Annotated in this window: 20 protein-coding genes and 1 pseudogene; 3 read left to right on the forward strand and 18 right to left on the reverse strand. The window is 37.9% G+C overall.

Annotated elements, in window-relative coordinates; all coding sequences use genetic code 11:
* Window positions 1-307: 307 nt before the first annotated feature.
* The 7 genes from H5180_RS01685 to H5180_RS01715 form a co-directional block, all read right to left on the reverse strand.
* Window positions 308-448, reverse strand: a complete 141-nt coding sequence (locus tag H5180_RS01685) for a hypothetical protein (RefSeq protein WP_182732401.1) — start codon at window positions 446-448, stop codon at window positions 308-310.
* Between the two features lie 244 nt (window positions 449-692).
* A complete protein-coding gene (locus tag H5180_RS01690; RefSeq protein ID WP_182757542.1) occupies window positions 693-1,535 on the reverse strand; it encodes an SMP-30/gluconolactonase/LRE family protein in 843 nt (280 codons plus the stop codon).
* A 13-nt stretch (window positions 1,536-1,548) separates the two neighbouring features.
* The gene (locus tag H5180_RS01695; protein ID WP_182757543.1) at window positions 1,549-1,974 is read right to left on the reverse strand and encodes a hypothetical protein; all 426 of its coding nucleotides are present in this window, start codon (window positions 1,972-1,974) and stop codon (window positions 1,549-1,551) included.
* A gap of 378 nt (window positions 1,975-2,352) precedes the next feature.
* On the reverse strand, window positions 2,353-3,999 hold the full coding sequence (locus H5180_RS01700; protein WP_182757544.1) for a hypothetical protein: 1,647 nt from the start codon (window positions 3,997-3,999) through the stop codon (window positions 2,353-2,355).
* A complete protein-coding gene (locus H5180_RS01705; protein ID WP_182757545.1) occupies window positions 3,989-4,912 on the reverse strand; it encodes a TniB family NTP-binding protein in 924 nt (307 codons plus the stop codon). The genes H5180_RS01700 and H5180_RS01705 overlap by 11 nt, the downstream gene beginning before the upstream one ends.
* Window positions 4,909-6,903: a DDE-type integrase/transposase/recombinase gene (locus H5180_RS01710; RefSeq protein ID WP_182757546.1), complete on the reverse strand. Its 1,995-nt coding sequence runs from the start codon at window positions 6,901-6,903 to the stop codon at window positions 4,909-4,911. Before H5180_RS01710 ends, H5180_RS01705 begins: the two co-directional genes overlap by 4 nt.
* Window positions 6,900-7,586, reverse strand: a complete 687-nt coding sequence (locus H5180_RS01715; protein WP_182757547.1) for a TnsA endonuclease N-terminal domain-containing protein — start codon at window positions 7,584-7,586, stop codon at window positions 6,900-6,902. Before H5180_RS01715 ends, H5180_RS01710 begins: the two co-directional genes overlap by 4 nt.
* Before the next feature lie 440 nt (window positions 7,587-8,026).
* Here H5180_RS01715 and H5180_RS01720 point away from each other — a divergent pair, with 440 nt between their 5' ends.
* Window positions 8,027-8,404, forward strand: a complete 378-nt coding sequence (locus H5180_RS01720) for an antitoxin Xre/MbcA/ParS toxin-binding domain-containing protein (protein ID WP_182757548.1) — start codon at window positions 8,027-8,029, stop codon at window positions 8,402-8,404.
* A gap of 300 nt (window positions 8,405-8,704) precedes the next feature.
* On the opposite strand, the gene H5180_RS01725 is transcribed toward H5180_RS01720, so the two are convergent.
* On the reverse strand, window positions 8,705-9,256 hold the full coding sequence (locus H5180_RS01725) for a hypothetical protein (RefSeq protein WP_259399517.1): 552 nt from the start codon (window positions 9,254-9,256) through the stop codon (window positions 8,705-8,707).
* Between the two features lie 147 nt (window positions 9,257-9,403).
* Window positions 9,404-9,487 (reverse strand): annotated as a pseudogene (locus tag H5180_RS23805) (hypothetical protein); the annotation flags it as partial.
* A 23-nt stretch (window positions 9,488-9,510) separates the two neighbouring features.
* Between H5180_RS23805 and H5180_RS01730 the strand changes: the two are divergent.
* On the forward strand, window positions 9,511-10,038 hold the full coding sequence (locus tag H5180_RS01730) for a hypothetical protein (protein ID WP_182757549.1): 528 nt from the start codon (window positions 9,511-9,513) through the stop codon (window positions 10,036-10,038).
* A gap of 377 nt (window positions 10,039-10,415) precedes the next feature.
* Here the strand turns inward: H5180_RS01730 and H5180_RS01735 are convergent, their stop codons facing one another.
* From H5180_RS01735 to H5180_RS01770, 9 genes are all read right to left on the reverse strand, one after another.
* Window positions 10,416-13,892 carry an ATP-binding protein gene (locus H5180_RS01735; protein ID WP_182757550.1) on the reverse strand — a complete coding sequence of 1,159 codons (3,477 nt, stop codon included), beginning with the start codon at window positions 13,890-13,892 and terminating at the stop codon, window positions 10,416-10,418.
* Window positions 13,893-13,919: 27 nt separating this feature from the next.
* Entirely contained in the window at window positions 13,920-16,175 is a 2,256-nt protein-coding gene (locus H5180_RS01740) for an ATP-binding protein (protein ID WP_182757551.1), read from the reverse strand.
* A 9-nt stretch (window positions 16,176-16,184) separates the two neighbouring features.
* Window positions 16,185-17,453, reverse strand: a complete 1,269-nt coding sequence (locus H5180_RS01745) for a PotD/PotF family extracellular solute-binding protein (RefSeq protein ID WP_182717811.1) — start codon at window positions 17,451-17,453, stop codon at window positions 16,185-16,187.
* A 107-nt stretch (window positions 17,454-17,560) separates the two neighbouring features.
* Window positions 17,561-18,481: a diguanylate cyclase gene (locus tag H5180_RS01750; RefSeq protein WP_182757552.1), complete on the reverse strand. Its 921-nt coding sequence runs from the start codon at window positions 18,479-18,481 to the stop codon at window positions 17,561-17,563.
* Window positions 18,472-20,601, reverse strand: a complete 2,130-nt coding sequence (locus tag H5180_RS01755) for an EAL domain-containing protein (protein WP_182757553.1) — start codon at window positions 20,599-20,601, stop codon at window positions 18,472-18,474. The genes H5180_RS01750 and H5180_RS01755 overlap by 10 nt, the downstream gene beginning before the upstream one ends.
* A 302-nt stretch (window positions 20,602-20,903) precedes the next feature.
* Window positions 20,904-21,458 (reverse strand): toll/interleukin-1 receptor domain-containing protein, encoded by a 555-nt coding sequence (locus tag H5180_RS01760; protein ID WP_220493011.1) that lies wholly within the window; start codon window positions 21,456-21,458, stop codon window positions 20,904-20,906.
* A gap of 15 nt (window positions 21,459-21,473) precedes the next feature.
* A complete protein-coding gene (locus H5180_RS23730) occupies window positions 21,474-21,671 on the reverse strand; it encodes a DUF1883 domain-containing protein (protein ID WP_220493012.1) in 198 nt (65 codons plus the stop codon).
* Window positions 21,672-22,239: 568 nt separating this feature from the next.
* Entirely contained in the window at window positions 22,240-22,449 is a 210-nt protein-coding gene (locus H5180_RS01765; protein WP_182757554.1) for a hypothetical protein, read from the reverse strand.
* Between the two features lie 263 nt (window positions 22,450-22,712).
* Window positions 22,713-23,495, reverse strand: coding sequence for a hypothetical protein (locus H5180_RS01770; protein WP_182757555.1), 783 nt, complete (start codon window positions 23,493-23,495; stop codon window positions 22,713-22,715).
* A 570-nt stretch (window positions 23,496-24,065) separates the two neighbouring features.
* Between H5180_RS01770 and H5180_RS01775 the strand changes: the two genes are divergently transcribed.
* Complete coding sequence (locus H5180_RS01775; protein WP_182757556.1) at window positions 24,066-24,941, forward strand: hypothetical protein; 876 nt, start codon at window positions 24,066-24,068, stop codon at window positions 24,939-24,941.
* Window positions 24,942-25,059 lie beyond the last annotated feature (118 nt).

Here is a 25,059-nt window from a genome sequence, read left to right on the forward strand (position 1 = left end):
AATGAGAGCCTTATAAATAAGTACAATTAAAACAAAAGATTAACGATATAGTGAACTTCGAGGTTAATTTAAATTACGCAGTAGTAAGATACCGTAATTTAAATTAGGTTGGCGCAGAATTGGCAAATTGGACTACTTTGTCGATAACTTAGGGGGCCTTGTAAGCAAGTAGTACTGATCTGTTATTGTAGCTACTGAGGTTTTTGCTGGTTTTCGAGCTTCAGTAAATATTTAGCAGCTCGACGGCTCCCGCGTTGCTGGTTTTTTGGCTAATTGCAGCGCATGATAAATAATATGTTTAGTTGCTTTACTCAACGCCACAAAACATTTTAGCTTGGGGTTTTGCATCTAACGCTAATAAAAAATCATCAGGGAACTGCATTTCGTTTGATATCGAATACGCTGTATCCCAGCGCTCATAAGCTTTTGCCAAACACACTGGGATCATTTGGGCTTATTACATTAAGCCCGATTCAATTAACTGTGCCACATAGTTTTAGTTTTTGACCAAACACTGTTAGATCTGATCTGCGAAGAGTAAAACATGGTAAGTACGAATCACCATCTAAGGATTTTTTAATGCCATCAATCCATAGCTCTGCACAATCAAAATGATTTTCTTCAAGCCAAGCATAAAACTCTCTGTTGATGCAAAAGACTTGATATTAAATGCTTCAAATTTTCCAATTTACTTAAAACTCAATCACTTCAATCGCACCGCGTTTTTGCATAGTTACAAACAGCTTGGTTTGCTGGTCATTAAATGCCACATTGGTTGGATGCTGCCCTGTTAAAGTATAGGTTTGCAATATCTTACCTGCGGGGCTAATTTTTAAAATAACACCTGCGCCATAACGGGCAACATACAGGTTACCTTGGTTATCAACACGCATGCCGTCCATACCATGGTCGTCAAATGTGATCAGCGGCTGCTTATTGCTGATGTTTAGCTCACTATCAAGATCATACTGCCAAATAACCCGCTGCACGCTTTCGTTTACGTAGAGTTTACTATTGCTGTTATTAACCGCCACACCATTGGTGGTGCCCATATTATCTTCTAATAATTGAGTACTGCCATCTGTATTTATACGCCATAATTTGCCGGTAGCATCAGCCCAATTAGGGTCGCTGGCAAATAATACACCGCGTTTGGTAATCGCAATATCGTTTGGTTGATTCATGGTTTTATTATGAGCAAAAACCTCAACGCTTTTACTATTAGCAGGCACTTTTAAAATATTATGATTTATATAATCCGCAATATAGAGATTACCTTGGCTATCAAATTGCAAACCATTACCAACGCTGTCATTTGGCAACTTTAAAAATAAGCTGGCTTTACCATTGTTATCAACCTTACCAATGGTGCCCTGCTCAGCAAAATTAACTGCGTATAAATGCTGCTTATAAAAAACAGGTCCTTCAACGCCTTGAGTAAACACATTATCAGGCACAAACTCCTTACTGTGCTGCGCAATACTGGTGGCACTAAAAAGTGCTGCACAGCTCAATCCACAGATCATCGCTTTCATTTTATTATTATTCCTAATTTAAATTATTACTGGTGAAGATGCTCAAAATAGGGAAATTGTCTTCGCCAAACGACAGCGTTAATGAGCGTTGCTCGCCATCCTCTAGTTTAACGTTTTCAGCCAAGGAAATCGGGGCAACTCGCCGCCCATCAGCAAATAACGCCATAATATGTTCCGCTTGTAAAATGCGTGAACCTGACGCGTCATTACGAATTGTCACCACTGCGACTCGTCGGCCTTGCTCACTACTCATAAAAACGGAATTAACCACTGTAAAATCACTTTTTTTTGGAGTAATTTTCGCATCATTTTCAAAACTAAACTGCATTCCCTGTAACGCAACTTGATCGACCGACAATACTTCATCATTTGCCTTTACCAAACCGCTCACAAAAGCACTGACTAGCAGTGGCAGTAAAACCAACAGTTGTATTTTCATTTCATTCCCTCGCTAACAACATCTATCTAAAGGTTATTTTTAACACAACTTGTTCTTTCTGTTCCAAAGCTGGAATTTAGAACTACTAGTGACGGGGAAATTACATGTCACTTTCTGATAAGACATCATCCAAGTTTCTGATTTAACGCTGGAATTAGTCATTTTTACGAAAAGTCTTTGGAATTTAGCGAGCCAGAATTTCAATACCTTTTAGATACCAAAAATCAGGCAAAGAAAAACCAAAATCTGCGACTTTGGAGTTAACTTATATTTATCTTAGCTGAGTTTTTAGGCTTGTTGCAATTATTATTTTGAGGCGATGTGAGAAGGTTTATATGTAGTGGTGTTACACTTATTCAGTTTTTATACATTGTGATTTTAAGTTCGCTTTGTTTGGTATGTGATTACATTTTTTGATAAGTCTACTTTTTGCTTATTAAAATGCATAAATCGAGACTGCAACTGCCGGATACAGCAACTATTTAAATCTTCTCTTTTGTACATTACAAAGTCAGTAAAGTGACCCCCCATATAAATCTGTTTAATTGGTTTAACATTACAGCATGCTGTAACTCGTTTTTCATTCCTCCGTGATTTCTCAAAATTTGCTTTTCTGTTTAGTATTAAATGTTCACTTACAAGAATGCGCATTGATTTTATATCTATTAATGTTTTATCTGGTGTAAGTGCTAAATAGTTTTCTTCTATCAACATGTTTATCACCTTAGCATTCGCTTTTAGCATTTTTATTGCTTCCCCAAAGCAAATATTTTCTTGTGATTGCCACTTCAGCTTCAGCACTTCTTTAAACCCTTTTTCTGATATTAGAAGTTGATTGATATAACTTAAAGTGGCACCAACTTTAAATTGAGATTCCATGCGCCCAGCGAGTGCATGATCAATAAGCTCCTCAGGTGTTAAATCGAATAAGTTGTACATGCCACGAGGGACATCATTTATATTTATAAATTTATCTTTCGCTTTCACCGTGCCGTTTGCTAGCGCATATGTCCTATTTAATAACGCTTGAACTGCGATGATATCAAAGAAAGATTTATCTGGTTGCTTGCACAAATACACAGCTTGCAATGTATTTTGCATTGCCATGTAACTAATTGACTTCATATGTACACCGAGGAATTTCGATAGCATAACCCCATCAACTTGAAAGCTGAGTTCATTAACATCCGGTTTCTTATCAAACCTACGTTTTGAAACGAATAGCTCAGTATCAATATCAGCACTATGATTTTTCATTAAAATTTGTTCAGCCCTAACTAAAGTGGTCGCCCCTTTCAATACCTTAAATGAGCCAATATGCGCTTTAAGTTCATTGATCCCTAACCGAGTAACTAATACTCCCATCCCATCAAGGTTACTTCTGTGCTTTAAAAGTAAACTTTCCCACACACTGAATAGCTCCTCGCAACATAAAAGAATAAAAGTATCTTCAAGTAACGTTCGAATATACTCAATGCTTGCGTCACGTAACATAAGTTTTGCTGTGATGAAGTCAAATGGTCTACATACATATGAAGCAAACTCCAACAACGCATCTGTAAAGACATACCTTTCGCTACGATCTAAATTTAGAATATGTTTTTCAAATAACAGTGACGTTTGCTCTGGGGCTGGAGCGTTCGAATCGACATACAGTACGTTTTCTGTATTGACTAACGGTGTATGGTGTCGTTCACAAATTGTAGTTGAAGTATGCTGCCATCCATCATTATGTAAGCCATTTTCTTTAAAGCAAATTGGACACACTTTCAATTGTTTAGAATAAAAGTGAGCAAGACTGTAATGCAAGATTTCAACATTTTCGAATAAACGATATGTTTCTACATCTAAACTAATTTGCTCAATATTAAGCAGCATATCTACATGTTCACGCGTGTAAGAGTGCCAGCGAGCTAACGAGTTTAGCTGATTTGATTTAAATAATTTTTGTACACTCGAAAAGCCATAGAAGTTTGCAATGACAGAGCAAGCGCCATAAGGCGTTATTGTTGTATTAGACTTCATATTTCACTCCTAGGTCTATTTTTAGAGCCTTAACATTTTTCGAAAAAGGGTTTGATTTTCTTCGCTGGTTTACACGTACAGTAGAAGACACATCAACAAAATCTTTTTTTAATACTTGATCTCTATTTTCGCTTTCAGCCTTGAAAATCGCTTTTCGTATCAGGATGCTTAACTGTCTTAAGTCACCTTTTGTGATTGCAAAAATGGGTAAATTTATTTCAGGTTTTGTGAAATCAACTTGTGTAAATTGCAGCACAGTATTCAGTGATAGTAGATAATTCACGAATGTTGTGTAATCACCTTTCGTTGATAAAGACAGTAACTTCTTTTCGATAATAAGCGAGCCACGCGACGCAAACTGTTCATTGATTTTGAGTAAGTTCAATACATTAGACGTGCCAGCGAAAATTAAAAACAGCCCAAATTCATCAACAAGCTCTTTCAAGTAATCTGCAATTTGCCGCGCAGATTTAACTCCGACTTTTTCAACTACTTGTTGAAATTCATCAAAAACAAGTACGCGATAATGTTTATTTTTTAATTGCTGGACAATACGGCGGCGAAGCTCGACTTCAGAGCCGTGGATAATACCCGGCTCGCCCATTCCTGACAAAATTGAGCGAAAAAGGTCGAGCGGGTTCATGTTGGAGGGTGAACGTATATAACACGCTTTAGTTGGTGTAGAGTCATTAGCGTCATCAACTTGTTTTGCATTAAAGCGCTTAATAAACGCCTTAACTAACGTTGTTTTACCACTTCCGGAATCGCCAGCAATAACACAGCAGTTGCCGACACCCAGTGTCAATACTTGCTCTGATTCTTGCAGTAACTCGTCGAGCTCTTTCACATTATCAGCGCAACGAACTGTCTTTTCATAAAGCATAATGGCTTTAACTTTTAATGATGCACTCACAACTCACCTCCTGCGCAAAACTGATAATCACAATCATCACTCACAGGCAAATCATCATATTCGACAGACGAATTAAGCGAAGCTAGAATCAACTCTTGCGCGTTGGGTGCATCCACATCAATAACTTTCGTGTTATCGACTTTAGAGCTTGTACGTTTCTTGCGGCCCGTTTCAAGCTCATTTTTTTCAGCTTGTTTTGCTTTAGCTTCTTTATAATTTGGAAGGCCATTTTTACCGTCTTCTTTGTATTTATAATGCTTACGCTCAGATTCAGGGCATTCACTGAATTCAGCTTTACGCGCGGCATCAAGCTCAGCTTGCTGAAAACCAGCATTCTCATGATGATTCATCTCTCGCAACGGCACGACAAATGTGTCATTTTTATGTTTCACAACAACGCTCCGGGTGTCGATATTACTGTAAAAACATTCGACTTTTTTAACACCTGCTAAGCTGAGCTGTTTCAACTCTGAGCTGACATATTGCTCATTTTTAAGCTTGATTGAGCCGTTTGTATAAAGTGTTAGCGTATGGCGGTAGCATCCACGAAATTCAGACAAGTCTTTGTCTTCACTTGGGAATGTCTGAAGCCACGGCTTTTTGCTTATTTTGGATTTCCACACATCAATCGGGGCGCGCTTGTTAAGTCCATGGTGCGCTGATTTCATGTAGACATTACACACGTAGTCTTCAAATGCTTCAATGAACATTTGAAGTGTCATAGTTGCATGTAACTCTGCACCTTCAGCATGCTCTAAGTGTCGATTATTAATACGTGTTTTAGACCCCATGTAACCCGGTAGTTTACTCAAAAACTCGCGACGCAAAGTTCTAAAAAAACTTTCAATAAAGGGTTTACTCCACCCTTCACCGACACGCACCACGATTGGCTTAATCTTCATCAGAAGTGCGAGTGCTTTATACCTACTGCCTTTTGTCGCGGTACTTGCATCAGTGTAAATCGTCGCAGGTATGCCGCCCGTAATCCATAGAGAATTGTTTTTTGGCATGACAACATTTTTCAAGCATTCAGTCGCTAAATCACTTGATTCAGACACATTTTTTCCGATACTAATCGAGTAACCAAGCAGGTTTCGAGTGCATACATCAAGAGCAACCATCATTACAACAGTGCCTAAATACTCCCCAGCCTCATTTTTCAACCCAAGGTTTATATAGACTGCATCCATCTCAACACGCTCAAGCGGATTTTCAGCTATAAACTGACGACCCAGCTTATAGCGCAGTTTTTTTACTTCCGCTTTACTGAGATTTTTTTCAGTCACCATCATCGCCTGCATCGCATGAAAACGTCGATAAATCGTATCGACAGCGGGAATGACCGGGTATAATGTAGGCTCTTTATGGCGCAACTCTGACAGTTCATTTCTTATCATGCTCGCAATTTCATTGACTGACTTTGCAGTTGTATCACTACGCACAAGGTAGTAATTACAGAAATAGTCGTAAATTAAATCATCTGTTTCTTCTGTCAGTCGCGTTGTATTTTTACGCTCGTGATAACCGCGATTGATTAAAGCGCGGATATCACCTTGATAGTCTAAATACGCCTTTATCTTCGCTTGGCATGTGCTGCGTGAATAAGTTTTTGATTTATATTCATCCCATCCAAATTCGAAAATGGTTTCATCGATATTGTTAATTGAAGTGAAATTCTTACTGTGCTTCTGAAAGTGCAAATCCATAAAGGCACTCCACATATCAAGCTTCATCAACTGATTTTCAGCCAGTAATTTGTTAATCGGTATCTCTGAAAGCCCCTCATAAAAAGAAGCTTTATTATTAACCAGTTTGTCAACAAGTTGAGACTCCGACATTGAATTAAGACTCTTTTTGTCCATTTTCTGATTTTCATCATCAAACACTGAATAAAAAATTGTATTACCCTGTTGCTCCTGCACTACTGAGCGAACAACATAAGACATATTTGACAGTCGAAACTTTGTCCCCTGCTCGATTAAAGTGTTCATTTAGCCTCCTCAAAAACATTGCTAGTTATCATAGTTTCATTGCAAATGTCGCTCGAAACATCTATTTTCATATAATCTTTAAAAATAAAGTAAAAGATCAAATCTCGGTCTAAGTTTAAGCTATCGCAAATTGCAAGCGCAGATTGCAATGAAAACTCGCGAGGTAACACATCAAGCAAGTAATTAATTACCTCATCATCAACGCTTCCTACCGCATGCGCATTTCGCATTATCATGTTTAAATTCGACAACGTAGTGCGAGATGGTAAGTCTTTTTCTGTCATCACAACAAACTCAAAACCGAGCTTTTCAAACTCTTCTTCAATCAATTTATGCAGACGTTTCGCCTCATTATCTATCGCTTCACCCGCTTTCACCTCGACAATACAAATACCACCAAAACAATCGGTTATAGAAAAATCAGGTGTATACAGCCTCTTTTTACCATCATCTGTGTAGTTGATTGAAAAGGGCTGACTTCTCACAAATTTAATATTCGAATCAAGCTCAAAAACCTGCGCAAAATTTGATTCGTTGAGCGATTCGAAAAAGTGCGGGCTTGTGTCTTTATCCGTTGGGAAAAGACCACTTATGTTGAATCGACTAAAGCGTGGAAGATTACGACGCATGTATTTTTTGCGATAAGCTTTATCTATGGCTACATGTTTATCTTTTTGCTTCACACTGAATACCCCCTTTAATGAATTACAAGTTTAGATTCAGTTATGATGGCGTCAAATATCATTTAAGCAAGAAAAAACGCAGTTATTTTGTGGTTTGATACAAAAAACAAATAATAAGCTACAAAATAAGATAAATCACACCTTAAGATATTGATTTTAATATGTATAAAAACACATGGAATAAATAATTAAGATAATAACTTTATAGCGATTGGATATAATAAAAATGGGCTTAGAGGAATAAAATCTAACAACTGTATGCTAACGAGTCAGAAAAGTTAGTAAAGAAAAAACGCATTTAACCCATTAGAGGTACAAAAAGTACTAACAGCTCAACTTTCCTCCAAACACATAAGCAAGTAAAAAACAGCTCACTTTGTGTGCGACGGTTTTATATTTGAGCTATAAAGAAGGGTATCCATCAAAACATATAAATAAATATGACACGTTCAAATGTGAATTTAGAATCAACAGAATCAGCACTGGTCGCTTTAAAAGCGTTCTTTAATATCATGGCTCAGTGGCGCGTTAGTGAAAAAGAGCAGCGTATTTTGCTCGGTAAACCTGATGACTTAACATTTAAGAGGTGGAAAATAGGTAACGTAAATGTGCTAGAGAATGATGTGCTAGTGCGCATTTCTTATGTGCTCGGTATTTATAAAAATTTAGCGACGCTGTTTTCTGAGCAAAGGCAGGCTAATGAGTGGCCTCACAAGCTAAATAGAGCTTTTGATGGGGATTCAGCGCTAAATTACATGTTGCTAGGGCAAACAGTGCATTTACGCGAGGTCAGGCATTATTTAGATGCTCAGCTTTGACTACATAGCTTCTAGCTACGAATCAAAAAGGCTAATACTGTAGAACCAAAGTAAGCGTCTAGCAAAAGGATATGGGGAAAAAAATGGCTGTGATGAGATCGCAATAAGAGATTACTGCGTAACGCACCATAGATGTGTTTGCCGTAAGCTACCCGCTTAACAGCCGCATCGACAGACGAAGTTAACGAATTTGTTTATTGATTTAGAATTGACCGTCACTGTATAAAAACGGTCAAAAAGAATACTAGTGCCTATTGACAGAGTTAAGGCTCATATGTGTTAGGTGCTTTACCCGCTCACTTAGCATAGATTTCGATTTTTAAGTTCATCAATACATTTAACAACTAGCTTATTAGAAACGTCCAATTCTTTCGCGATAGGCTTGTGAACATGTTTTGGCCATTCTTGTCTTGGAACGTCCGGGAGTTTTAATTGAACAGCAAAAAGCAGCGATTCAGTCATAGTAGTCTTCTTCCAGCTGGTGAACTCATAATGCTTTAACCTCAAGTTCCTATCGCTAAAAATATCTGGGTTACTTTTCCTCTCTGCGCTATTCGCTTCAAGCATGTCTGCTATGAAACTCATTTTTTTTGAAACACTGTACGAAGCAGATTCAACCTTTTTATTATTTTTAGATATCTCTTTCAGGTTAAATATTACATCGTGGCACTCTGAGAATTTATTCATAAGTTTTTTTATAGAGGTATTTGTTCCAATTTCAATAAAGAGAGACTGATTTATATGAAAGACCATATACTTACTGATGCTCTCTATAAGTGCGCGCAGCCCTTTAATATTCTTGTGCAATTTATCCAACTCTTGAGTTGAAGACAGTGTTCGTATGTTCTCCATATATTCGTCTACTTCCTTCGTAAACGAAGACATCCTTCTTTCTACGTCACTGGTATGCAAAAGCAAAAGCAAGCTTGACTGCCTTTCCGATGAGACCTTGCCAATTAATATGGCAACAATAGTCAATCCAGTGACCGCTAAAAATATAGCTACTATTCGCCCGCATCCTAAAGGAGATATATCACCATATCCAAGCGTAGTTAAAGACGTATCGCTTATATGGCTTCGAATTAGAAAATATCATAGCGCATTTGGTGAAAACCTATCCTGAATATGTATTGGATAGAGTTTTCATTGATAGTGAGAACAGCGAAAACCTTGTGTATTTGCTTTTCAAAGATAGTCTCAATCGTAGTAGATCTGCATTGAATTTAGCTCCAATTGAGCGGATGTTAGATTGGTGTAATGGAAATCAAGACAAGATCCAAAAAGTAGCAGGTGCAGTTTCAGCATATACGTCCATAGACAAGAAATCACAGTATTTAGAGAATCCAAAGGAAGTTGCTCTTAGTAGACATATCACATCACTTTTAGATGCCGCAGAGGACAAAGTCGCTATAGTTGAAACTATTTTCTCCAGAACCTTTCCGAGTGGGTGGTCAGGTTCACTTGCTGACATCCTTGAAGTTAGAGCGAAGGCATTCGCAGAGCTATCTAACAATGATTCGCCTGAAGTGCAAGAGATTGTAAAAGCTAAACTTTCTCTTTTAAATAAGTCAATAAGAGAGAATAGAGACCACGAGTCCGATGAATACAATCAGCGAGAACAGCGATTTGAATAACTAGTCTGACTGTATTTGAGTTATTGTACAATAAGCCCTAGCCGCTGCGACCTAAAAAACCGCTGAGCGAGGTATTATCGCATATCTGATAGGCATAATATATCTAATGACAATAATCACGTCCTGAGTTTTGACTCTAAGTGACTTTTGTCCATAAACGAGCTTGAAGCCCCTCCTGTTTTGGCTCAGTGCCAATTCTAGTCATTCAAACGTAAAAAACCTTAAAATAAGCTTAGCTATAATCCATAAATATCACTGCGTCTTCAAAATAGCCAACCTATTCGTAATCGTGACACATATCTACTCTTAAAAGCGTCATTCCACAAAATCATAGTTATGCAGTTCTTTACAGTAAGAACACATGAAATAACGCATATCTAACCGTTATCTTCTTCGAGCCAATCATTAATGTCATTTAATAATACAGGAAGCAGCTTTTCTAAAAGTGAAAACTCTTTTTCAATATCTAGTTGCCCCTTACTTGCTTGTAATTCAATCTCTGCAAACAAACTTCTTAACCTATCGTCGCTTATCTCACCACATAAACCTTTAAGAGAATGCGCAACTTGACGAACTTGTTCATAATTACAATCATCGACAAATTCAGCTAGCTGTTTAAATTTTTCAGGTACTGTTTTAATAAACATAGTACAAATTTTAGTAAGCAATGCTTCTTTATTAAGTAAACGAGAAAGTGCAGCTCTTTGGTCCCATAACACTTCTTTTTCAACCAAAATTTCAGGGACAGGATGCCCATCCTTTACGTAATTAGATAATGCCCATTCTATTACTTTAGCTTGCGCCTCATTAGCTTGAATGGGCTTACTAATATAGTCGTTCATACCAACCGATAAACATTTTTCTTTTTCACCCATCATGGCGTTAGCTGTCATAGCAATAATAGGTATATTTATAAACTCATTACCAGCATCACCTGCACGAATTTTCTCACAGGCTTGGTAACCGTTTAAGATAGGCATTTGACAATCCATCAAAATACAGCATATTGGCTTTCCTGCTAAGCGACTAAGCTTTAATGCTTCTATAGCTTGTTCACCGTTACTTGCTGTTTTTACGTGAATTGGTAAAAACTCAAGTGCACCTACTGCTACAGCGATATTTATCTCAGTATCATCAACAATTAATATACTACACCCATCAATTTGCTCTAAAGTTCGTACTGGTATATCACTGTTTTCGCTTGCTTCTACTGTAAGCAACTGCAATTGATCAAGCTTACTCAGAGTTAATCCAATCGCTCTTAGTAAATCACTTTGCGTGAATGGTTTACTAATTGTCGTTATCTTACTTGAAATAACTTCAGGTAATGGCGATCCGGGTTTATGTAACACAACAATTTTAACGTTTGAATTATGGTGCATGAAGTCATCAATTATTTGTTCTAACTCACCACTTTTATTGTCTTCTGCATCTAAGAAAATAATGTCATAGGGTTCAGCAGTTATATCGGCTAAATCTTCAAAATTTGAGAGTTCGACATCGCCCCCTTCATGACGAATTAACTGCCCTAGTAGCTCTTGAGATTCTTTATTATTATTAATAACTAAGACTTTTTTAGACAAATAATGGTTGTTCTGTGGTGTATTCTCACTACTTGCACTATCAATTATTATATCAAAACTGAACGTACTGCCCTTATGTGGGACCGAACTGACTTTTATATCGCCCCCCATCATCAGGCATAACTTTTTGCATATTGATAATCCAAGTCCCGTACCGCCAGACTCAGCGTTTATAGAGCTATCAGCTTGGTTAAATGCTTTAAACAGTTGTTGCTGGGCGCTATACTCAATGCCTACGCCGGTGTCTTGGACGCTAATAATTAATTTGTGTTTTTGATCATCAATCTTTTCTGATTCAACTTTGATCTTTATGAAACCACGCTCTGTAAATTTAATCGCATTATTAATTAAATTATTGATTATTTGGGTTAACCTTAATGGGTCTGATACAGCTCGCTGGCAATTTAAACCTCGTGTATCAAGATAAACCTCAAGCTCTTTATCAAAGGCCATTATGGAGCACGATTCAACTAAGCCTTCAATCAAATATTTAGGATTAAATGTTCTAAAATTTAATTCAAGTTTACCCGCTTCAATCTTAGATAAATCCAATATATCGTTTATCAACAGGTTTAAATTAGTGGCACTTAACTCCATCATACTAATCAACCTACGTGATTTTTCTGGTAATTCTTCACGCTTTAAAATATTCAATGTTCCAATCACACCATTAAGAGGCGATCTTAGCTCATGGCTGATATTAGAAATAAACGCGCTTTTTAGATCACTATTTTTGATAGCCAGATCTTTCGCTTCAGCAAGATCTTGCGTTCTGTTTCTAACTTTTGACTCAAGCTCAGAGTTCAAACGTTTTACCTTAATTTCAGCCGCTTTCTCTTTACTAATATCCCTGATAATAAGCGCGAGGCCATTGAGTACAAGCTGTTCAGAAAATACCGGGCTTACAGAAATAGCAAAAAAGTAGGATTGCCCATTTACCTCTACGGACCGTTCATCTTTGATTTGTGGCTTCGAGTTTTCCAAATCGGCTATATACGTATCTATCGGCAGTTGTTGGAGTAATATCAGTTCATTGGTATGCCTACCTATAGATAAAGCTCTAGACGTTGATAATAATCGCTCTGCACTAAAGTTAAGGCTGGTTAGTTCACCTTGAAGATTTAATCCAACAATGGCATCAATTGAACCATCGACAATGGCAGAAGACTCGCTACGTGCTTCAGCTAGCATTTGGCTTCTGGTTGCATTTCGATAAAAAGTAATAAGCAGTATTACAGTAAAGAAGATAATTACCAATAAAAAGCCATAAGTCAAAAGCCGTTTATCACTAATCATCGTATCGATATACTGCTTTGAAACGACAGTACTTAAATCAATATAACTAAACTTTTTTCCCGGTCGCATTTGCACACTATCGGAAAACACATAGTATTGATCACCCGCTTTTTGCTTCGAATCAACACGATAAAGTCCTTGATATTGGATCGGCTGCTCATATAGCGTATCCCATGTGATGTTCGGTGCTAAATCTCTTGTAAATCGATACTTTTCGATAGGATGATAAAGAAAGTCACCATCAGAGCTGCTAATTATAAGCTGAGAATAGTCAAACACTGTGGTTGTTAATTTTTCAATTAAGGCATTTGCGTTCACGTTCATAATTAAGAAAGCAAAACGCTTACCTTCTTCACTGTAAATAGGGATAGAAAACCGTAACATCGGCTTATATGGAAATGTCACTTCTCCAAACTCGCGATTCAACGACATAGGCGATAAATATATTTGCTTAGCTTCAAGCTGCGAACTCGGTAAAAAATACAGCTCCCCACTTTTGGGTTGTAACGAATAATCTGCTACAGCCTCAACTGAAGCACCTCGGCGCTGCACACGAATAAGCTCTTCCCCTGAGGCTGTAATAGCAATAATACGTAGTTGCTCAACATTTAAATTATTTTCCATAAAGCCAATAAAGATAGTTTCTAATCGCTCTTTCCACTGTTTATAAGTGGTTCCATCATATGGGTCTATACCATTGTTATAATGAGCTCTTGGTAACCCTGAAATCGGCGGTGTAGAGTGTAAAAAACTAATATCTGATTTTGATCGAGATATAAATGAAGTCACCACCTCCCTTAATCGCTGATTTGTTGTTGAAAACTCGCTGTCTATTTGCGTTAACACATCTTTTTTTACATGCGTTTCAAATAGTAAAACCGCCAAAACCAACAACAGACCAAAAAAGAACGTGATCCACCTAAGAAACGTCTTTGAAGATACAACTGACTCATTTGCTTTCATGGAAATATTCATTTTTAGCCCTTTGTTACTAATGCTTAGTTAGGGATTACACCACTTTAATAGTACCGCTCTTAAACACTCATAATTTATTGGTTTGCCGATAAAATCATCCATACCAGATTCAAAACAACGCTGCTTATCGCTACCTAGTACATTTGCAGTTAAAGCTATTATCGGTGTTGTTAAAAAAGCTGGCATCGTTCTAATTTTAAGTGTTGCTTGAGGTCCATCAAGAACAGGCATTTGCATATCCATAAAAATAATATCAAACGCACACATTTCGCACTGCGCAATCGCCTGTTCACCATCACTTGCTATATTAATAAAAGTAATATTAAACTCTTTCAAAAGCGCTTCAATAACAATTTGATTAATTTCATTGTCCTCAACAACTAATACGTTTAAGTTAGATAGATCAATCTCTTGCGGTGCTGATAATTTAGTATTGTCATGTTGTCGACTCGCCTGTTTATGACCCCTTTGAGTCTTTAATTCAAAATAGAAGAGCGAGCCTTTACCAAGCTCACTTTCTACCTTTAAAGGCGCATCCATGAGCGCTAATAACTTACTGGTAATAGCTAAACCGAGGCCTGTTCCGCCAAATCGGCGTGTAATCGAAGTATCTGCCTGTGAAAAAGCCTCAAAGAGTGTATCAATATGCTCTTGTGATATACCTATACCAGTGTCCGACACACCAAACGACAATATAAGCTCATTATTCGCCTCTTTCTGAACATTTACATTTAATGCAACACTTCCTCTTTCAGTAAATTTAATGGCATTGCCTAACAAATTTATAAGTACTTGCTTTATGCGTGTTTCATCTCCTGCAAAAATAATATTCTCTTCGTCTTTCGGCGATGAAACAAAAAGCTGCACTTGTTTTGCATTTGCTTGTTCACTAAATAGTAGCTTTAACTCATCTAGCATTTTATGTAAATCGATTGATTGGTTTTCAAGCTCAACTTTTGCGGCTTCAATTTTACTCAAATCGAGAATATCATTGATGATAACTAGCAGGCTGGCGCCTGAAGACTGAATAATCTCTAACATTCTTGCTTGTTTATCTGTCAAAGAGGTATTGCCAAGCTGTCGCGCCATCCCCAAAATTCCATTCATAGGAGTGCGGATCTCATGACTCATATTTGCCAAAAATTCAGATTTGACCTTAGAAGTATGTTCCGCTGCTTTTTTTGCAGAAATAAAGTCTTTACTTAACGCCCTGAAACGATTTGCAGCACCCGCTAACAAACCGATTTCATCTTTGCGTGTTAAATCGTGAATGGGCGCCGATAGGTCACCATTAAGAAAGCTTTGAAAACTTTTGGTCAATAGTTTAATAGCATGTGCTATATGAAAGTGAAAAAATAACGCTAGTCCAATGATATACAAGATAGCGCCTACTCCGAGTAGCTGTAAAACATACTCTGTTTTTGAAATACTAACTGAGCCGGTTTCTTTTATTGTAATTAAACGTGACAGTGACTGCTCTCTAAGTGTATTTGCTAATGCACTAAACTCAATGGCATCACCCGCCATAACAACATTAACTAGACTTAAATAGTTACGATTTGCTTGGACGCTTTTAGTAAAAGCTTGCTGGTAATCTACAGCTAACTGAACTGTTGGGTTTTCGATCCTGTTTTGCTGCTTTTGCAAAGCTAATTTGGAGCTTGAGAGACTTAGCAGCGCCTTAATGACTTGTTGACGCTTAGAATAGTCCTTTTTAGTTAAATAAAGCTGCGCATTGTGGTGTAATGTGTGCCATATATTTATATTTTGCGTAATTAACAACTTATCTTTTAAATCTGCGGTCAGTTGTAGTAAGCCTGTTAAATGGGCAACAGCGCCTAAATAAATACGTGGCAGCTCTGTATCTATCAATGCTGTTTTTATATTATAGCGCTTTTTTAGCACGCTTAGATTATCACCATACCTAAGCACGAGTTCAGACATGGCATCGATATAAATTTTATCGTCAACTTCATTATTTTTTTTATCTATTGCTTTTAAACGCTGGTCAATACTTTGGTAGTTCTGTTCAATCTTAGCAAATACCGCATCACTCCCTGATGCGCCATAGACCGAAATATCACGTTGCATTTCAACAATATCTTTGTTTATTCGCAAAATACCAATGGCATGACTACTAATATCCGTAATATTATTTACCGATGTATCAATTGCTTCTAAGCGTTTATCCATGACGATGTAGCTGATACTGAGTGTAATTACCACCAGTGCTAACGCTAATGTCATTTTCGCTGCAATAGAACGCGATATTAAATGTACCAAACGACGTCCTTAAGCATTAAGTAGTTCATACCATTTATCTAAACTATAATCGTAATTTTGCATTACGGTATTCCACACAGCTATATTTGAAAAACGTTTAATATAACTTCCACCATCGCGAGTCTGGCCAGCTTGTACAGAAATTTTACCATCCGTTCCAATCAGCTCAGTGGTTGCTTCTTTTCCCTCGTACCAATAATCCCACTCAGGCTTAGACATTAACGGCTGGCTACGCTGTGGGTTAGATATATAGTAACCTTGTCGAGCAATAAAGGCTCCAGGATAACCAGATAGCCACCAATTCATATATTCATAAGCCGCATCTTTTACATGCCCCGAGGTATTAGCAGATAAACACATAACACCATGCCAAGCACGATACCCTTCCTTCGGGGATGCATTGACAACAGGGATACCTTGGCCTCTACAGGCACTCACACCCGGTGAAAACATACTTTGGATATTAACGCGCTTTGTCTTCATAAAATCCACTGACTGCGGTACTGATGTCCAGAAACCAGAAAAGTGGCCTTGCCTTTTTTTCGATAATAAAATTGCAAACAATTTATCTAATTCGCCAATGCTCATGTTGCCAATGTCGTTAAATGTCATCAGACCTTGGCCCTGAGCAGCAAGCGCAGCATCAAATATGCCTATTGTTGGTGCATTAACAAGGGCCACTTTTCCTTTATTTTTATCATCCAGCAACCAAGACCAAGACTCAGTTTCATAGGCTTGCCCCTTTTCGATGTAATCTGTGTTATAGCCAAATGAGTCAACATTGTGGACATATGGCATAAAGCTTATTTTTTTTGTAGGTGTACTTGCTAATGAGCCATCATTTTGAACAAATAAAATTTTGTTTGGTGCATCACCTGCCCCTAGTTTGGCCGAGGGGGTTATTTTACCTATTTTAGTAAGGTCATTTATTTCATTCCAGTAGACAAGCCTATCGACGTCTATTGGTTGAATAGCACCGGCTTGCCATAGGATATTTATTGAGTCTGACCACTGTTCATAAAGGTCAAAAGAAGTTGGATCCGCAGCAGCTTTTTGTAAAACAGCTGCACTACCCATAGGTATAAATTGTAAATTTATACCTAGCTCTCGCATTGCTCGCTGCCGAAGCTCTTCTTGCAATGTAACGTGAGTGCCCATGACGCGCAAAGTTGTTACTTTTTTAGCAAATACATAAGGCGCTTTGAATGCGAGTGTTGATACAGCGGCCCCGGCACCAACTGTACGCAGGAAGTGTCTACGATCAGGTGAATAACTCATTATTATTTATCCAATACCAATGTCCCTAAGAGAAAAAGTATAGACTAAACAATAAAAAAAACAGCAAATTAGATCACATAATTAATTAAAATTACTAAGGAGCCAAATTAAAAAACCTGTAATTTATAGCAATTACAGCCATCTCGCTTGGCGCAATATAATCCTTCGTCAGCCAATGAGATCAACTCATTAAGCTCCATTGTGCCCTGTTTCTCACACGTTACTCCGCCAATACTAACAGTAACGTGCCCAATGGATGATTGACTATGCTCAATATTTGACTCATTAAGTTGTAGAATTATTTGTTTGCATACGTGCGACATCCCTTCAATGTCGGTATAAGGCAGAACAATCAGAAACTCCTCACCTCCAAATCTAATCGCTACGTCATGAGGCCTTTTTATACTATTGGCAAACACATCGGCAATTTGTTTTAAACAAATATCACCTTGAAGGTGACCATAATGGTCGTTATAAAGTTTAAAATGATCAATATCGATCATTAACACACTAAATGGCTTTTTTTCACGCTCTGATTGTTTCAGCGCATTACTGACTTCCTTCTCTAGATAGTGCCGATTATAAAGTCCTGTAAGAGAATCTTTATAAGTCAACTTCATCAACACTTCTAAGCGCAGCTTATTCTCTACGTGATTTGTAGTTCGATGTATAAGCGTTGAGGCAATTACTGGTTTATCAATAAAATCTGCTGCACCAGCTTCCCAACAAGCATTCTGAGAATCAGTATCATAAGTTGCAGTAATAAATACAATAGGAACGTGCGCAAACAATATATCCTGTTTTAACGCTCTGCATACATCTAAGCCGCTGATGTCTGGCAAATTTACATCAAGTAAAATGAGATCTGGGATATTGGATTTGCAATAATCTAACGCTTGTAAGCCCATAGCTAGTGTTTCGACTTCAAAGTAATCTTCCATGATAGCCTGTAGTGAAAAGCGAATTATTTCATCATCATCAACTATTAATATTTTACATTGCGTTAATGGCTTAAGAGCTAGGTGCATATATTTCCTTTATTTTTGGCTTGAGTAAGCACGTCCATCATCTCTAAAAAGGGCATTGGTTTACCAAGTAAGTATCCCTGACCAATGGCACAGCCTAGAGATTGTAGCTTATCTCTTTGTTGGCTTGTTTCAATACCTTCCGCCACGATCTGTAGGCTTAATGAATTAGCCAAGTCGATAATTGCAGTAACAATATCAAGCGATTGAGAGTCACTAATCATATCACGCACAAAAGACTGATCAATCTTCAGCACATCAAGAGGAAATAGTCTCAAATATGACAGACTAGAATACCCCGTGCCAAAATCATCAAGCGCAAGGCTAACCCCCATATCAGCGATCGCCTGTAATTGCTTTATCGTTTGTTCGAAATTATCAATCAGTGCTGATTCGGTTACCTCCAGCTCTAAATAACGACTTGGTAACTTAGTTTTTTCTAATATTGATGCAACCGTATCAACCAGCGAAATACCAGTGAATTGTTTAGCTGAAATATTAACAGCGACTTTCTTTGGGTATCCTGCATCAAGCCACTTTTTAGCATCAACACAACTTTGCTCCAAAACTTGTTCACCTAAACGGTAAATTAGTCCTGATTCTTCGGCATATTCAATAAAATTAAGTGGAGATATAAATTCTCCAGTGTCATCTTTTAGTCTCACTAATCCTTCAGCACCAATAACGTCGTTGGTCACTAAGTCATATTTTGGCTGATAAAGCACAACAAGATCATTGTTATCTAGCGCGTTGCGTAAGCAATTACCCACTTTTAATCGCTTAGTCATTTCAACTTGGAGATCATTACTAAAATAATAATAGCTATTAGCGCCTTCTTGTTTTGCTTTATACATTGCTGAATCTGCATGACGAAGCATTTCCTCTACACTTGATGCATCATCAGGATACACACTTATCCCCAAGCTTGCTGAAAGGACATGTTGCTCATCAGCTAATCTGAAAGGTTTAGCGATGACATCTAGCACTTGACTAATAAGCGGTTCAAGACCGAATGTGTCTTTTTCATAGGGAACAACAAGTGCAAATTCATCGCCGCCCACTCTTGCAACAGTAATATCATTACATGCAAATTTATCAAGGCTATGACCTATATGGGCAATTATTTCATCACCAATATGATGTCCTAAAGCATCATTTATGTACTTAAATTTATCTAAGTCAAGAAGCATCAGGCTCACCTTAGTATTATTAAATGAGGCTCTAGCTATTCCTTGAGTTAATCTGTCATGCAACAATACGCGATTGGGTAATGCAGTTAGTTGGTCGTGATGAGATAAATAAGTCATTTGAACTGACATAGCAAGGACTTCGCTAACATCTTGAAAAACCATTACTGCACCACGCTTATTACCATCCTTATCTAATATTGGAGCCGCACTATCTTCGACTCGGTGCAGCATACCTTGCCGACTAATTAACTGTGTGTTTATAGCCATAGCAACAGGCCGATTTTCCTTCAGAGCAACTGATAAAGGATTTATAGAAGGTATTTTTGTTGAGGCATCTCTGAGTATCATCACTTCTTCAATATGCCGCCCTCTAGCCGCGGTTTGTGACCAACCGGTTAGACGTTGCGCTACTGGATTTAGGTAAGTTATACACGCATGCTCATCAGTAGAAATAACACCATCAGCAATAGAGTCTAACGTGATCCGTAAGTGCTCTTTTTCAGCAGCCAAAGCTGCTTTAGTGCGCTGAATAGTTTTTTCTTGAATTCGAATTTTTGCATGGTTTTCAACCCTCATTCGACATAAAGTTAAATTCAAAGGTTTAGATATGAAATCAATAGCTCCCAATGAAAGCGCTTTTTGCTCGATTTCAGGATCATTATGAGAAGTGATGACCAAAACGCGTAAATCAACAAGGTGAGGTCTTTTTTGTATTTCGAGTAATATGTCAAATCCACTAACATTGGGCATTTCTAGATCGAGTAAAAGTATATCTGGTATAAACTCTTCAATAAGAGCGATGGCATCCTCACTTTTATTACATGAACAAATAACCCCAACATCATCCAGAACATGCTCTAGTTGCAAGGTGTTGATCTCTTCATCATCTATAACAAGGATTTTACAGAGCTCTGCCATATAACCACTCTTCATAATTAAATTTCCTAAGATAATTAAGAATAGCTAATCTTTATAAAAAGCGACAGGCTCTCATTTAGGAAAAAATCGATCGCAACCATCCTAGATAGTTTCAAACTAAGAACATACCAAGACAATTTATTAAAAATTAGTTTTTACACAGTCTATGCCATGAGCAGTCATTCATGATTAACTCGTTTCTGTCCAAAAACGAGTTACCCAACCGTCAGCTTCCGCTCTTTGCCGAAGTTCGGCTCAGTGCCAAAAGCGGAATTCACAAAAGCGCGTAGCAAAAAACTGTCCGGTTGACATGTTTGTTATGCCTTTGATTTTATTAGCTCAGCAATTTCTAAAGCAATCTCTTCAATTGTATGAGTGGCTGTACTTCGGGCGACCTTATCTGCGATTGAGGGACTAAAATCTACTACTTGCTGTTTTGTAATGTTGTGCCAAATGGGGAGAAGAACTTGTTCACCCGAAACAGTTCTCGTAACGATTCCATCAAGCTCATAGTTTGTCCAGCCTTTCTTTATAAACGAAGGTGATAGAACAACCAGCCCTACTTTACTATTGGCAAGTCCTTTGTCTATTTTTTGTCTCAGGCTATCTCCAATTCTAAGCGTCATTTCGTCGTACCAAACATTCAGCCCTTGAGCTATAAGCGCATCTGCTAGAGGACGAACAAAATCATCTTTATCTTCAGACGCGTGTGAAATAAAAACGTCATGAGTCTCTCCGCCAGATTCTGTCGGAGGTGGGATATTGTCACGAACTAAGCTTGGAACTTCCGATAGTGGACGATCTTGAATTGCGGGAAGTGCACCCGGCAGTATTCGTACAGATGCTTTAGCACTCCCCCTCAACCCTTGCATATCAACTGCAACATGCTAGTGACCAGAATTAGGAATCTGAAGTCTTAAAGGCGATTTCTTTGCCAAGCCACCGATATAGCGGTGTCGCCTTCCGCTTTTATAATTATTGAAGTCAGAACTATTCATTAGACGAACATTAGCGCCACTGGTTAAAGTAACCTCAACAATTTCGCCCGCCTTCCTTTGACCTAAATCATTATGAATGAATTGCAAATCTGCTTACTCCTGATAGGGCATAACAACTTTACCAGAGGACACTTTCCCTTATTTAGCGCGAAAACGTCCTTATTTTGTGAACTTATATTAATAGCAAACAGTTTAAGTCATTGCCAGCTATAAATACTATGCTTTGTGTTATTTATATAAACATGTAAAAAAGAGGAAAGTGTCATCTTAAAAACGACTCATCTGAGTGACCGCTGATCGCTCTCTGTTGACCTACACAGCTAATATAATATCTCTACGCCCTTCATACTATGATTACTGACAAGGTCAATGAGCTTGGAATCTTTAATGAAGGTATAATCAAATGTACACTCTAAATCTGAAAGTTGGAGGAGCTTAGGCGTTTTCTTTAAGCAGAGGGAGTTTTAAGCATTTTGATTTAGACAGAGTTTAGAATAACGAGGCGCTGTATATATGTATACCTATCACGCGATAACTTTGAGTATCCTGCCAAAATAGCTCGGCTTTAAAGTCTACCATGAGCAATAATTGAAGCAGTATTTTACCAAAACAAAATCACGCTGCTATGTTACGATTCCTGCTTCAATTACTTGTATTAGTTATTTTCAGGCAGTTTTTTAATCACTAAAAAGTAATAAACGAGGTACCCTAACCAAGAAATAAAGAATGACATTAAGAACCAAACGACTTTGTCCGTGCCTTTTGCTTTTTTAGATACTAAAGCTAGAATCCAAGGCAAAGCTCCCATAAAGAAAATAAATAGCAAAATAAATATTTGCCATAGACTAATTCCACCTAACCCCATCCTAACTCCTTTATAACTTAGATGAACTAAAAATCATCCGTTCTTTACTGCCCACAGCATACCAAAACTGAGCATTACTTGTCTTGTATTTTTAGTAGTACTTTAAACCGTTGTTTGGCTGCTTACCGCTCTTTTGAGGCATTCGCCAAAACACGTTTTTGGACAAAACGTTTTAGGTCGTCGGCTGTATTAGGTGAATTTCTATGGGCTAACGCTTAAAGCAGCGGCGTATTTATGCGTCCGCTGCCTTTACTTGTTAGCACTTACATCATTGCCGTAAGCGCAGGGATAAATGGAGCTATCAGTGTCATATGGTTCGCTGCAGCGCCAATAAATGCCTTGTATGTATTGCCTATTGAGCCAGACTTACTTTCCGCCTGCATATCTTCGACAGCAGTAATTAGTGGCTCTTTGCTTTCAATATTAGAAGCTTTGATGACAGCAAGCAGATCTTCAAAAACTTGTTCATTTATAGAAATCGACTGTTGCGCCCCCTCAGATTGGACAGCAATATTGCTGTTGCTTACATTTTGAATACTAATGCTTGGCTTTTCATTATTCACGGGCAGTCCGTTCTCTAATTTGTACAAATTTGATTGCTCTAATAACAAAAGTGTTTGTTTAACAACTTCTGCTAAATTCATCTGCTCCTCGAAAGCAGTAACCATTTGATTAAATGCCCACGAATTTAGAGATAACTCGTTAAAGGCCTGTTGAGCTTCGTCAATCACATATTGCAGGTCAGAGTAGACCCAGGTATTTTCAAATCTTTTAATAATGCTGGTTAAAGTAGGGTATGTTGTTATATCAAAGTTTATTGCCGCCAAAGCATCAGACATAAACAATCCCATGTCTCGACCATCAGCATAGATTCTCTCTATCTTCGCCTTTTTTAACCCGTCATTAATAGGCCAAACAGTCTGCTCCCAATCTTCATTGTTTTTTAAGTGAGACCACCACTTATCTTTGTTTCTATATTCCTCGCCTATAGAAAGCAATCGACTTATTAGGGGTTCTACATCATTAAGATCTCGTCTTACTTCCATTAAGTATTACCTTGGTTAAAATTTACGGGTGCTAACATTTTAGTATTTATGCGACACGCAGTTTGTGTTGCATAATCGCTTGTTGGACTGAGGCGCTACCTGCTCAGTGTGCAGAGTTGGTGTTACTTATGCTATGGACTTACATATATAGAAAGGCTTTTTATGGCCTAAGCGAAATCAAGCCAAGTTTACTGGCGTGTCTATCGTATCTAAGCTGTCCCTGCGTAACTCAGCGTTTATTATGTATCCATTAAACCTAATGTTTAACCATTAAGCAATTATATTTAGCCACCCCCAATGACCGCTGTTCGCTCGAGGCGGCCTTCGCCAAAGTGCCAATTGCAGACGGTGAGTGCTAACACATTGCACGATGCAAGACTTGACCCTGCAGATAGACATACTTAACCCGAAGCTTATTTACTACTGGTATCAAGTAAAAGGCAATAAGTGGAATATGATGGCAAGATAACTTATTTTTGTACCAAACGTTTTGATTATCCGATTCTGAAAGAGAATGGTAAGTGGTACATTAAGTAATACAAAAAATAAGAACTCTAATAAGGATATTCTATGTATTTGTTTAATTCAGATCTCCGTGTCGGAGATATCATTTTGGTTCGTGGTGCGGCAAAACATAGCAAAATAATCGCTCAGTTGACAAGCGGCCACTTTTCACATGCAATGATTGCACTTGAAAATGATATTTTCTTAGAAGCAATTACAGGTTCAGGTGTTCAGACTACAAGTGCATTGAGGGTGTCATTTAAGGACAAAGCTAACGTTGTTGTTCTGCGATGTATTTTTCCTAATAAATTAACTGAAGCTAACATCCTCGAATATATTACTAATCATTTTGCTGAATATCAGGGCAGAAAATATAGCTATAAAGGGGCTGTCACATCACTGAAGGAAGCAGGAGGTGACAAGACGAATGGGGAATACTTTTGCTCCCATCTTATTGCTGCTATATATGAAGATGCTGGTTTTCCTTTACTTAATAAACCTGTATATAAAATCACACCCAATGAGTTATTGAGTTCTGAAATTCTTCAGGAAATTACAGATCAGGTCTTATCACCATACTCTGAAATTGCCTTGCTAAGGATTAAAAACAAAAATAGGCAAATTAATTGTATTGATGGAGGAGGAGACACACTTTCCACAGACGCTAAAAACCATCAAAAGTTACTAAAAGATACGGCAAAGTATTTTACTCGTAATGGGCTGCCAAAACCACAAAGGTGTGGTCAGTTTCCTGATATTCTGACAGATCCTCAAAATGAGAGTTTTTCACAAAAGCTGGATTATCAAATTTCTAAGAAATATAAGATGCTTAGTATTAATAAATACATAGAGAGTGAAATGAGTCACAGTGATTTTGAATTGGACATATCTTCACTGGCGTATGAGATTGACCAGTTTGGCTACGACCATGCACAAGTGTGATTACCAAGGGATTATGTCGGTCTAATTACCGAGCGACTTTGTCGTAAATAGCATATCAGCCAGTTGCTAAACTGGCTACCTTTTATGCCGATTCAGCCAGAGCATTAGATTTTTCGAC

The sequence above is a fragment of the Pseudoalteromonas sp. SR41-4 genome (assembly GCF_014163985.1).
Classification (GTDB): domain Bacteria; phylum Pseudomonadota; class Gammaproteobacteria; order Enterobacterales; family Alteromonadaceae; genus Pseudoalteromonas; species Pseudoalteromonas rhizosphaerae.